The sequence below is a fragment of the Microbacterium sp. 01T413_2 genome (assembly GCF_056398985.1).
The window spans coordinates 1-12125 of sequence record NZ_JBFTQL010000017.1 but is presented as its reverse complement, the minus strand read 5'-3'; the positions used below and the strand labels follow the sequence as shown (position 1 = coordinate 12125).

10 protein-coding genes are annotated in these 12125 nt (G+C 69.4%); 6 read left to right on the top strand and 4 right to left on the bottom strand.

Translation table 11 applies throughout. The features are described 5' to 3' along the window. Positions 1-89: 89 nt before the first annotated feature. The gene (locus tag AC1DMN_RS10345; RefSeq protein ID WP_477229281.1) at positions 90-2042 is read left to right on the top strand and encodes a MinD/ParA family ATP-binding protein; all 1953 of its coding nucleotides are present in this window, start codon (positions 90-92) and stop codon (positions 2040-2042) included. Further along, a complete protein-coding gene (locus AC1DMN_RS10340; RefSeq protein WP_440731422.1) occupies positions 2042-2533 on the top strand; it encodes a peptide deformylase in 492 nt (163 codons plus the stop codon). Before AC1DMN_RS10345 ends, AC1DMN_RS10340 begins: the two co-directional genes overlap by 1 nt. A 70-nt stretch (positions 2534-2603) precedes the next feature. Here AC1DMN_RS10340 and AC1DMN_RS10335 read toward each other — a convergent pair whose 3' ends face one another. Beyond that, a complete protein-coding gene (locus tag AC1DMN_RS10335) occupies positions 2604-4460 on the bottom strand; it encodes an AMP-dependent synthetase/ligase (RefSeq protein WP_477229280.1) in 1857 nt (618 codons plus the stop codon). 140 nt (positions 4461-4600) lie between these two features. Here AC1DMN_RS10335 and AC1DMN_RS10330 point away from each other — a divergent pair, with 140 nt between their 5' ends. Together AC1DMN_RS10330 and AC1DMN_RS10325 are read left to right on the top strand one after the other, a co-directional pair. Continuing rightward, positions 4601-5305 carry a lysophospholipid acyltransferase family protein gene (locus AC1DMN_RS10330; RefSeq protein WP_440731424.1) on the top strand — a complete coding sequence of 235 codons (705 nt, stop codon included), beginning with the start codon at positions 4601-4603 and terminating at the stop codon, positions 5303-5305. A gap of 38 nt (positions 5306-5343) precedes the next feature. Then, a complete protein-coding gene (locus AC1DMN_RS10325) occupies positions 5344-6678 on the top strand; it encodes a class II 3-deoxy-7-phosphoheptulonate synthase (protein WP_440731425.1) in 1335 nt (444 codons plus the stop codon). Positions 6679-6776: 98 nt separating this feature from the next. On the opposite strand, the gene pknB is transcribed toward AC1DMN_RS10325, so the two are convergent. After that, positions 6777-8705, bottom strand: coding sequence for a Stk1 family PASTA domain-containing Ser/Thr kinase (gene pknB / locus AC1DMN_RS10320; RefSeq protein ID WP_477229279.1), 1929 nt, complete (start codon positions 8703-8705; stop codon positions 6777-6779). Positions 8706-8796: 91 nt separating this feature from the next. After that, positions 8797-9819 (bottom strand): LysM peptidoglycan-binding domain-containing protein, encoded by a 1023-nt coding sequence (locus AC1DMN_RS10315; RefSeq protein WP_477229278.1) that lies wholly within the window; start codon positions 9817-9819, stop codon positions 8797-8799. 173 nt (positions 9820-9992) lie between these two features. Between AC1DMN_RS10315 and AC1DMN_RS10310 the strand changes: the two genes are divergently transcribed. Continuing rightward, complete coding sequence (locus AC1DMN_RS10310) at positions 9993-10343, top strand: Rv2175c family DNA-binding protein (RefSeq protein WP_441978093.1); 351 nt, start codon at positions 9993-9995, stop codon at positions 10341-10343. 86 nt (positions 10344-10429) lie between these two features. Here the strand turns inward: AC1DMN_RS10310 and AC1DMN_RS10305 are convergent, their stop codons facing one another. After that, entirely contained in the window at positions 10430-11515 is a 1086-nt protein-coding gene (locus AC1DMN_RS10305) for a polyprenyl synthetase family protein (protein ID WP_477229277.1), read from the bottom strand. 136 nt (positions 11516-11651) lie between these two features. Between AC1DMN_RS10305 and AC1DMN_RS10300 the strand changes: the two genes are divergently transcribed. Continuing rightward, positions 11652-12023 (top strand): DUF3040 domain-containing protein, encoded by a 372-nt coding sequence (locus tag AC1DMN_RS10300; protein ID WP_477229276.1) that lies wholly within the window; start codon positions 11652-11654, stop codon positions 12021-12023. The last annotated feature ends 102 nt before the right edge of the window (positions 12024-12125 follow it).

Below are 12125 nucleotides of genomic sequence, written 5' to 3'. Positions count from 1 at the left end.
CCGGTCCGCCGCGTGGGGGCGCGGCGATGTGCACTAACCTTGGGCGTTGTGATGCGCGCCGACAGGGCGTATCACGGGGGAGAAGCATCATGAGCACAGAACGCAGGAATACACAGAACGAAGAGGCCGAGGACGCTCTCGGCGTCCTCGACAGCACCGGCGCCATCGGCACGGCGGACATCGGGCTGCTCGGCGAGTCGACCGCACAGGTCCCCGTCGCGCTGCCGGTCCCGGACGACGATGATCTCGTCGACGACGACGTCACCGATGGGGAGGCGTTCGCCGACCTCGTGCTCGACGCCGATCCCGCCGACCTCGTCCGAGGGGACGACGGCATCGGGAGGATCCATCAGGGCGCAGGCATCTCGGACATCGTGATCGAGATCCCGGCGGTCGCGGCCGAGGAGGTCGTGGTCGCTGAGCTCGTCGAAGATGCAACGGCGCGGGACCATGACGTCGCCGGCGGGGTCGAGGGCGATGCCTCCGGGTCCGCGGATCCGTCGCCGCAGGCGGCGGCCTCCGACGAGCCCGCGGTGCAGGAGGACGCGCCTGCCGAGGAAGCAGCTGTCGAGGATGTGGCTGCCGAGGAAACGGTCGTGGATCCGATCGACGACCAGGTCGATGCCCCGGACTTCGACACCGCCTTCGACGGCACCGCCTTCGACGGCACCGCCTTCGACGGGATCGCCGAGGACGTGAACGCCGGCGAGGTCGAGTTTCCGGTCGACGATGATGCGGAGGCGGTCGAGGTGGGCGAGCATGCCGAGCCTGTCGCCGACGTCGAAGCCGACGCCGAGGAGGACGCCGGCGCCGTCGCCGAAGACGACATCGACGACGTCGCAGAGGACGATGCCGACGCCGTCGCTGACCACGACAGCCCCGTCGAGCCCGTTGTCGCGTCGGTCGTGCCGGCGGAGCTGGTGCTCCACGCCGTGGACGGGACGAGCCCCGCGCCGGTCCGGGCGCTCGATGTGAACACCACGCCGACCGTCGCTGCGGCGGCGACGGAGGAGGAGGAGGAGATCATGACCGACGACCACGCTCGCGCGTCCGAGCCCGACCTCACCTCGCGTCGGCTGGATCAGCTCGGCGACCGGGAGCGGGAGAGCGCGGACCTGCTCACTGCCGACCGGTTGCTGGATGCGAGCAGGCTCGCGGGCCCGGAGCCGGAAGGGCTGTGGAGCCACCTGCTCTACACGGTGTCCGGCCGCCGTATCAACCTCGGCGACGGCAAGCGCGCCCAGCAGCGCAAGGCGCTGAGCGCGCGCATCGCCTCGCCGCTGTCCGGGACGGCCCGGTTCGTCCCGGTGCTGAGCCGAAAGGGCGGCGTCGGCAAGACCACGGTGACGGCGCTGCTCGGAATGGCACTCGCCGATGCGCGGGAGGACAGGGTCATCGCCGTCGACGCGAACCCCGACCGCGGCACCCTCGCCGATCGCATCGCGCGCACCAACAGCAAGACCGTGCGTGACCTGGTGCGCATCCACGATCAGGTCACCGGCTATCACGACATCTCCGCCGTGGTATCGCGAGACGCCACCCGCCTCGATGTGCTGGCATCGGACGCCGATCCCCGGGTCTCCGAGGCGTTCAATGACGAGGACTACGACCAGGTCGCCTCGGTCGCGGCGCACTACTACTCGCTCGTGCTCACCGACACCGGCACCGGCATCGTCCATTCGGTGATGGGCGCGATCCTGGATCGCGCGGACACGCTCGTGATCGTCGCCGGACTCAGCGTCGACGAGGCGCGGCTCGCATCCGAGACGCTCACCTGGCTCGAGGCGAACGGCTATGCCGCCAAGGTCCGCGAGGCTGTCGTGGTGCTCAACCAGTCCACTCCGGGGACCCCTATGGTGCGTCTGGGCGAGCTGGAGGCGCATTTCCGCACTCGAGTCGCGCACGTGCTGCGCCTCCCGTACGACGCCCGCATCGCGGCGGGAAGCGCGATCACCTTCGCAGCGCTGCAGCCGGAGACGCGCCAGGCGGCGCGGGAGCTGGCCGCGATCGTGGTCGAGGGCCTGAGGGCGCAGGCGGCCTGATGGCGGTCCGTGAGATCCGGCTGTTCGGAGACCCCGTGCTGCGCACGGTGTGCGCCGAGATCGGCACCATCGACGACGGCGTGCGCGCTCTCGTCGCCGACCTGGTCGACAGCGTCGAGCTCCCCGGGCGCGCCGGGGTCGCCGCCCCTCAGATCGGCGTGGCGCTGCGTGCGTTCAGCTACAACATCGACGGCGACATCGGCTACGTGCTGAATCCCGTGCTGGTCGAGGTGCGCGGCGACCCGGTGCCCACCGGCGAGGGCTGCCTGTCCGTGCCCGGCCTCTGGCACGACGCGCTGCGCCATCCGTGGGCGCGCGTCGAGGGGATCGACCTCGACGGCGAGCCCGTGGTGCTGGAGGGGGAGGGGCTCCTCGCCCAGGCTCTGCAGCACGAGACCGACCACCTGGACGGCAAGGTGTACCTCTCCCGGCTGGATCCGGAGACCCGCAAGATCGCCATGCGCGAGGTGCGCGAGAGCTCCTGGTTCTGAGAGCACCTGGTTCTGAACGCATGAGGAAGGGCCCCGGGAAGCCCCGGGGCCCTTCCTCATGCGCCTGCCGTCAGCCCAGCGGCACCGTCGTGGTCGCGGTGGTCTCGTTGTAGATCGCGGCGACCTGCGGGGCGAAGTCCTTCATGATGACGTTGCGCTTGATCGAGAGCTTGGGCGTGAGGTGCCCGCTCGCCTCGGTCCACTCCGAGGGCAGGATCGTGAACTTGCGGATCGACTCGGCACGGGACACGCGGGTGTTGGCGACGTCGATCGCGCGCTGCACCTCGGCGCGGACCGCGTCGTTCGCGGCCGCGTCGGCGAGCGACATGTCCGCGGGGAGCCCGTTGTTCGCCAGCCAGGTCGGCAGCATCTCGGGATCGAGCGTGACCAGTGCCGCGATGAACGGCTTCTGGTCGCCGACGACGACCACCTGGCCGACGATCGGGTTGGCGCGGATCGGATCCTCGAGCGCGGCGGGGGAGACGTTCTTGCCGCCCGCGGTGACGATGATCTCCTTCTTGCGGCCGGTGATCGTCAGGAACCCCTCGTCGTCGAAGGAACCGAGGTCGCCGGTGCGGAACCAGCCGTCGTGGAACGCGGCCTCGGTGGCCTCAGGGTTGTTCCAGTACTCCTTGAAGACGTTGACGCCGCGCACCTCGATCTCGCCGTCGTCAGCGAGGCGGATGCCGACTCCGGGCAGCGCGGGACCGACAGTGCCGATCTTCGACTTGTCCGCCAGGTTGACCGTGGCGGGGGCGGTGGTCTCGGTGAGCCCGTAACCTTCCAGGATCACCACGCCGAGGCTGTGGAAGAAGTGGCCCAGGCGTGCGCCGAGCGGCGCGGATCCGGAGATCGCATACTGGATGTTGCCGCCCATCGCCTCGCGCAGCTTCGCGTAGACGAGCTTGTCGAACAGCGCGAACTTGATCTTCATGCCGAGCGGGATCTTCGCCCCTTCCTCGACGAGGCGGGAGTGCTCGATCGCGGTCGCCGCAGCGGCGCGGAAGATCTTGCCCTTGCCGCCGGCCTCTGCCTTCTGCTCGGCGGAGTTGTACACCTTCTCGAACACGCGCGGCACGGCGAGCAGGAAGGTGGGCTTGAAGGACCCGAGCGCCGGGAGCAGCTGCTTGGTGTCGGGCTGATGCCCCGTGCGCACGCCGGCGTGGATGTCGAGGATCGAGATGAACCGGGCGAACACGTGCGCCGTGGTGATGAACAGCACGGTCGATGCGCCCTGGATCGAGACGACGTCATCGAGCGACTTCGCGGCGTTGCGGGACAGCTCCACGAAGTTGCTGTGCGTGAGCACGCAGCCCTTGGGCCGCCCGGTCGAACCCGAGGTGTAGATGAGGGTGGCGATGTCCGCGCCGTTCGCGATGACGCGGCGGCGTTCGATCTCCTCGTCGGGCACCTCGGTCCCCTTGGCGGTGAGCTGGGCGATCGCGCCGAGGTGCATCTGCCACACCTCGCGGACCAGCGGCAGGTCGCCGCGCACCTCGTCGAAGCGGGTGAAGTGCTCGGGCGACTCGACCATGAGCGAGATCGCTGCCGAGTCCTCCATGATCCACTGGATCTGCGACGGGGAGCTGGTCTCGTAGATCGGAACCATGACGGCACCGGCGTAGAACAGCGCGAAGTCCACCAGCGTCCACTCGTACGTCGTGCGGGCGAGGAAGCCCACCTTCTCGCCGGGCTGGATTCCGGCGGCGACGAATCCCTTCGCGAGGGCGATCACGGCGGTGCGGAACTCGGCCGCGGTGATGTCGCGCCATCCGGCGCCGTCCGGCACCGAGAACAGAGCGAGGTTCGGGGTCTTCTGCACCCGCTGCTCGAGGAGGTCGGTGATGTTGTCCTCGGGTGCGGCTTTCACGATCGCGGGGACTTCGAACTGGACCACGGCAACTCCTTCGGGGCCGGACGCGTACATGCTTCCCAGGAGTCTATGCCATGCGGCGCCTGGGGTCTGGGCATCATGCGTGAGATTCAGTCGCACGATCGGTGAAACTGCGTCGCAAGCAAAGAACCCGCCTCTCGTCCTCATCCCGGTAGCGGGATAGACTGCGGGCGATGATCTACTGGTTCATGAAGTACATCGCCATCGGCCCCCTGGTGAAGGCGATCTTCCGTCCGTGGATCGTCGGCAGAGCGCATGTGCCGGTGACGGGTGCCGCGATCATGGCGAGCAACCATCTGTCCTTCTCCGACTCGATCTTCCTGCCGCTGATGCTGGATCGGAAGATGTCCTTCCTCGCCAAGAGCGACTACTTCACAGGCCGCGGGCTCAAGGGCTGGGCGACGCGGATGTTCATGAAGGGCACGGGGCAGCTGCCCATCGACCGCTCGGGAGGCAAGGCCTCCGAGGCCTCACTGAACACCGGGCTGGGGGTGCTCGGGCGCGGCGACCTGCTGGGGATCTATCCCGAGGGCACCCGCAGCCCCGACGGCAAGCTGTACCGAGGCCGTACCGGCATCGCGCGGATGGCGCTGGAGGCGAAGGTCCCGGTGATCCCCGTGGTGATGGTCGACACCGACATCGCGATGCCGACCGGGCAGCGCATCCCAAAGATCATGCGCGTGGGCATCGTCATCGGGGAGCCGCTGGACTTCTCCCGGTATGCGGGCATGGAGAACGACCGCTACATCCTGCGCTCGGTGACGGACGAGATCATGATCGCCCTGCAGCGGCTCGGCGAACAGCACTACGAGGACGTCTACGCCTCGACCGTCAAGGACCGCCTCGCCGCACAGGCGTCATCCGCGCGGGCTTCATAGAGCGATCCGCACCCGTCCCCGCACCCTAGGATGGGGGGATGCCTCAGCCTCTCGACCTCGACTCGTGGCGCGCCCTCCCGATCAAGCAGCAGCCGCAGTGGCCTGACGCCGAGCGCGTCGCCGAGGTCTCCTCGCAGATCGCGGCGCTCCCGCCGCTCGTGTTCGCCGGCGAGGTGGACAACCTCCGCGAGCGCCTCGCCCGCGCGGCGTCCGGGCAGGCGTTCCTGCTGCAGGGCGGCGACTGCGCCGAGACCTTCGCCGGCGCCACCGCCGACCAGATCCGCAACCGCATCAAGACCGTGCTGCAGATGGCGGTCGTGCTGACGTACGGTGCGTCCATGCCCGTGGTGAAGATGGGGCGCATGGCCGGGCAGTTCGCCAAGCCGCGCTCGAGCGACACGGAGACCCGCGGCGACGTGACGCTGCCCGCATACCGCGGCGACATCGTCAACGGCTACGACTTCACCGAAGGCTCCCGCGAGGCGAACCCGGCGCGACTGCTGCAGGGGTACCACACCGCGGCGTCGACGCTGAACCTGATCCGCGCGTTCACCCAGGGCGGCTTCGCGGATCTCCGCGAGGTGCACTCCTGGAACCAGGGTTTCGCGAAGAACCCGGCCAACCAGCGCTACGAGCGCATGGCGGCCGAGATCGACCGCGCGATCAAGTTCATGGAGGCGGCGGGCGCCGACTTCGACGAGCTGAAGCGCGTCGAGTTCTTCACCGGCCACGAGGGCCTGCTGATGGACTACGAGCGGCCGATGACGCGCATCGACTCGCGGACCCTGACGCCGTACAATACCTCCGCGCACTTCCTCTGGATCGGTGAGCGCACCCGCGAGCTGGATGGCGCGCACGTCGACTACTTCTCCAAGGTCCGCAACCCCATCGGGGTGAAGCTCGGTCCCACCACGACGACCGACACGGCGCTGGCCCTCATCGACAAGCTCGACCCGAACCGCGAGCCCGGCCGGCTCACGTTCATCACCCGCATGGGCGCCGGCAAGATCCGTGAGGCGCTGCCGCCGCTGCTGCAGGCCGTGAAGGATTCCGGTGCGCAGCCGCTGTGGGTCACGGATCCGATGCACGGCAACGGCATCACCACGCCGACCGGGTACAAGACCCGTCGCTTCGACGACGTGGTCGACGAGGTCCGCGGGTTCTTCGAGGCGCACCGCGCCGTCGGCACCTTCCCCGGCGGCATCCACGTGGAGCTCACCGGCGATGATGTCACCGAGTGCCTGGGCGGATCCGAGCAGATCGACGAGGCCGCCCTCGCGACCCGGTACGAGTCGCTCTGCGACCCGCGCCTGAACCACATGCAGTCGCTCGAGCTGGCCTTCCTCGTCGCGGAGGAGCTCGAGAAGCGCTGACGCTCGTTCGAAGGCCCGGCCACCGCGCAGCGGTGCCGGGCCTTCGCCGTGCCGGCGGACGGTCCCGCGGACCGCGTGCCTCACGGGTGTCGTCCGGGTCAGCCGGAGACCTTCACCCGGATCGTCGAGTTCTTATCGACGCTGACGCCGGCCTTCGGATCCGTCCCGGTCACCTGGAACAGGCTCCACACGACCTCCGGCACGCTCGTCTGCGGGTTCAGTCCCGCATCGGTGAGCGTCTTCATGGCATCGGCGAGGTTCGCCCCCACCACGTCGGGCACGGTGACGGGCTCCGGTCCCTTCGACACGTTCAGGACGATCGTGTCTCCGGGCCGCCAGTTGCCGCCGCCGTCGCGGTCGCCGATGCCGATCACTCGGCCCTTCGGCACGCTGTCGCTGTACGAGGAGACCGAGCCCGAGTCGACGCCGAGCCCTACGGCCTTGAGCTTGCTGGTGGCATCGTCCACCGTCAGGCCCGACACGTCCGGAACCGGGCCCAGGGACGTCAGGAGGCGGATCTGATCGCCCTCGAAGATGCTGCAGCCCTCGCCGCACTCGTATCCTGCAGCGCCCGAACGAGGCGTGACCTCGGCGTTGATCACCAGGCCGCTGTCGGCGCCGGAGAACAGCGCCACGGAGTCCTGCATCTTCAGGTGGAACGGCGCGAGCGCCTTCTTCGCCTGATCCTCGGTCATCGCGTCGAGCTTCGGGAGGTCGTGCTTGGCGGGCCCGGCGGAGATCAGTACGCTGACGTGGGCCTTCTTGTCCACGCGGGAGCCTGCCGCCGGATCCGTGCGGATCGCCTGCCCCTGCGGCACATCGAGAGAGTTCTCACTGCCCTGGACGGGGGTGAGCCCCTCCTTCGTGATCGCCGCTGCGGCGACCTCCCAGGTCTTGCCTGCGACCCCCGGCACCGAGATCTTCGAGCCGGGACCGGATCCGAACCACCAGCCGGTGCCGCCGGCCAGGACCGCCAGCAACAGCACGAGCACCAGCAGCAGCGCACCTCGCGAGCGCCGGTGCGCCGTACGGCGACGCAGCAGCGTCGCATTGTCCAGCGGCGCCTCCGCCGCCGGGGCCGGGGCGGTCGTGGTGGGGAGGCCTGGCAGCACCAGGGTCTGATCCCCGGTGTCGCGCATCGGCACGACCGTGGTCTTCGCGGTCGTCGGGGCGGGGGTGACGCCCAGTTCGCGCTCGATCACGCGCAACCGGTCGAGCATCGCCTGTGCGTCGTCCGGCCGCTCGTCCGGCGTCTTCTCGGTCGCCCACAGCACGAGCTCGTCGAGCTGCTCCGGCACACCGGGATTGCGCACGCTGGGGCGCGGTACCGAGTCGGTCGCATGCTGGAATGCGATCTGCATGGGCTGTTCGCCCTTGTAGGGCTGCTCGCCGACGAGCATCTCGTACAGCATGATGCCGAGCGCGTAGATGTCGCTGCGGGCGTCCGCCGTGCCGCGCGTCACGAGCTCGGGTGCGAGGTAGGCGATCGTGCCCATCAGCTGCGCGCCCGAGGCGGTGTTCGCCGTGGTTGCACGGGCCAGGCCGAAATCGCCGATCTTGATCCGGCCGTCCTCTGCGAGCAGCACGTTCTCGGGCTTGACGTCGCGGTGCACGATGCCGGCGCGGTGCGCGGCGGCGAGGCCCGAGAGCACCGCGTCCATGATCGTGATGGTCTGCGGGACGGTGAGCCGGCGCTGCTCCCGCATGAGTTCGCGCAGCGTGATCCCGGGCAGGTACTCCATCACCAGGTAGGCGAGTTCGCCGTCCTGGCCCTGGTCGAAGACGTTGACGACGTGCGGGTCGGCGAGGCGCGCGGCCGCGCGCGCCTCCTGGATGAAGCGGCTCTGGAACACGGAGTCGTCGCTGAGGTGACCGTGCATGACCTTGAGCGCGATGCGCCGTTCGAGCCGCAGGTCGGTGGCGACGTACACGGTGGCCATGCCGCCACGCGCGATCCGTGCGCGGACCCGGTAGCGACCGTCGACGAGCCGCCCGATGAGGGGGTCGGCTTGTTGGCTGGTCGTCACGACAAGAGTCTATGGAGAACTCGCTGAGAGCCCGGGGAACGGCTCGCGTGCGCGTGCTTTTCCGTTCGTGGGGAGCGGATCCCGCGGTGACTCAGCCGAGTGCGGCGAGCCAGCTGTCCGCCTGGGGCTCCCACAGCCCATAGCGGGCGGGGAACGCGGAGATCTGCACGTCCTGTGCGGCTTCGCTGAAGCCGAGGCCCTCCCAGCCCGGGATGTCCAGCAGCCCGTTCGTGTGCGGGGTGCCCAGGTAGAAGGCCCTGATCGCGTAGTCCGCATCGGCGATCTGCTCCGGCGTGCCCCAGCCCGTGCTCGGGCGCTGCTGGAACAAGCCGATCGAGTCGCGATCCCCGGACGGCGTGTTCACCAGGCCGGACTCGACCATCGCCGTGGCCAGGGCGATGGCGATGCCGCGGTCGCTCACGCCCAGCTCACGACCGACGCGGATGATGTGCTGCGCGTTGGCCGTCTGCACGTCGTCGAGCACGACCTGCGGGGCGGTGTAGGTGTCCGCTGCGGGCTGGGGTGCGGGATCGACCGCAGCGGGAGCCGGCGCGGGGGCGGAGAAGCGCAGCGTCTGACCCGGGTAGATGATCGAGTCGGGGGAGAGGCCGTTCGCCGCGTAGAGCTCGGCGAGCGTGATCCCGTGCTCGTGCGCGATCGACCACAGCGTGTCGCCGGCGACCACGTCGTAACCGGGGCCGGTGGTGTCCGCCGCGGGAGCGGGCGTCGCCGACTCGGCCACGGCAGGGGCAGGCGCCGGCGCCGTTCCGCCGAGGGAGAGCACTTGGCCGGGGTAGATGATCGAATCGGATCCGAGCCCGTTGGCCGCGTACAGGGCGGCGACAGTGGTTCCGTGGGCCTGAGCGATGTCCCACAGGGTGTCCCCGTCCTGCACGGTGTGGGAGGTGACAGGCACGAGTTCGGCCGGCGCAGTCCTCGCGGCGAGGGCAGCCGCGACCGCGCCGGTCGGCAGCGCGGTCAGGGGAGGCAGAGGGATGCGGGCGGGTGTGTGAGCCTGGGCCGGCGTCGCCACGAGTGCGGTCGCCACGGTGGTCAGCAGCACCGTCGGCACAGTGAGGCCGAGAGCGCGGCGCGGACTGGATGTGGTCGTCATGGATCCCCCGATTCTGACGTCTGGTGCCGGTGCGCCACGTCGCGCATCGGCCCTACGACGGTGTCACGGATGCATATCCAAGTCAACTGAAGTGATGAATGTTAAAGGTGAGATCAAACGGTGAATCGAAGCCCGTGACCTCCGTCCGGCCGCGGGGATGAGAACATTGCTGAGTGTCTGAAACGGAAACGGCGGCCTCCACGGCCGAATGGCTGACCCTCCCCGAACTCGTCGAGATCCTCGGTGAGCCGCTCGGGCGTGTGCACCGGCTCTTCGACGAGCAGCATCTCGTCGGATCGCGGCGCAACGGACCGCTCGCGGTTCCGGCCGTGTTCCTGAAGGATGACCAGCCGATCGGATCGCTGCGCGGCACGATCATCGTGCTCAGGGACGCCGGGTTCAGCGACGACGAGGTGATCGACTGGCTGCTCGCCGAGGAGGAGTCGATCGGTCGCGCCCCGATCGCCGCTCTGCGCGACGGCCACAAGAGCGAGGTGCGCCGGGTCGCACGCGGTCTGGCCTGATCCCACGGGCTCGCGTTCGGCCGCCCGCGTACTGATCTCGGTCGACGCGGTGGTCGGCGGGATCGTCGGGCAGCACCCCGCCGGAATCAGGCCGTGCGCTGAGTGGCGTCGCGGGCGAGTCCGCGCAGCAGCTCGAGCGCTCCGGCATCCAGTGGCGCTTCCTGCAGCGCCGCTTCGCCCGCCTCGGCGTACTCCACGATGAGCTGCTCCATGCGAGCGAGCGCTCCGGATTCCATGATGATGGCCTGCAGGCTCGCGATCTGATCCGCGGTGAGCTGCGGGTCTCCCAGCAGCTCGTCGACGAGACGCCGCCCTTGCGGCGCCAGAGCCTGGCGGGTCCATGCGATGAGCAGGGTGCGCTTGCCCTCGCGCAGGTCGTCGCCGGCCGGTTTGCCGGTGACCTGCTCGTCGCCGAAGACGCCGAGCACGTCGTCGCGCAGCTGGAACGCCATACCGAGCGGATGCCCGAACGCGCGCAGCGCGGCCTGCTGCGCCCGATCGGCACCAGCGATCACCGCCCCGATCAGCAGCGGCTGCTCCACGCTGTATCGCGCCGCCTTCAGCGAGACGACGCGCAGGGCGCGTTCGGAATGGCCGTCGTCGGCGTTCACGCTCCATGCCGACTCCTCGGCGATGTCCAGGAACTGCCCGATCGTGACGTCGCGGCGCATCCGGGCGTATTCCGTGCGGACGGCGTCGGCGTGCGGATTCGCCGAGATCCCCGCTTCCAGCAGGTCGTCGCTCCACGCCACGAGCAGATCGCCGAGCAGCACGGCGGCGGCGCGGCCGAATTCCACGGCGCTGCCGCTCCACCCCTGTCCGACGTGCGCGGCCTCCAGCGCTCGATGTGCGGACGGCCGGCCCCGGCGGGTGTCGGAGTTGTCGATCAGGTCGTCGTGCACGAGCGCGGCCGACTGGAACACCTCGAGTGCCGCGCAGGCGTCCCAGAGCGCGGTCGGCGCAGCGTCGATCCCGTTGAGGCCGGCGACCGAGGCCCATCCGGCATGGCAGAATCGCGCACGCAGGCGCTTGCCCCCGCGCAGCGTCGCCTCGGCGGATGAGACGAAGGCTGCGGCATCGGGGCCGTACGTCGCGGTCTCCTCGCGCACCCGGGCGACGAAGGCGTCGAGACGAGCGGAGACCTGGTCGATCACAGCGGTTGAGGATGCCACTGGATCAGCCTACTCAGCGCCACCGTACGGAACCGGACCGCATTCTGCAGGGTGATGCCCAACTCCCAGGCGAATCCCTACCCTGGGGCATCCCGGCACGCGTAGACTGGGTGGAAGACCACCCGAGGGGGATGAAATGCCACTCTCCGAACAGGAGCAGCGCCTGCTCGATGAGATGGAACGCCATCTCATGCAGAACGACGCCGACGTCGTTTCCGCGCATGCAGGAGACCGCGCGCTCAGCTATCGCAATCTCATCTACGGAGCCGTGCTGCTGCTCGCCGGCGTCGGCGGCCTGATCGTGGGCGTCGTGGTGGGCAACATCGGCGGGATCATCATCGGCGTGGTGGCGTTCGCCGCCATGCTCGGCGGACTGATGTTCGCCCTGACGCCGGTCCACCACAGCGTCGGAGACGACGGGGCGCCCGGCACCAAGAGCAAAGAACCGTCCCCGTCGTTCATGGATCGCATGAACGATCGGTGGGACCGTCGGCACGAGGAGCGCTGACCTCGTCACCATGACCTTGTGAGGGTCGGGACGCCTCGGCGTCCGGACCCTCTGTCGTCCCCCCGGCTGTCCATTCGCCCGGAGTCCTCCTCTTTCCTCCAC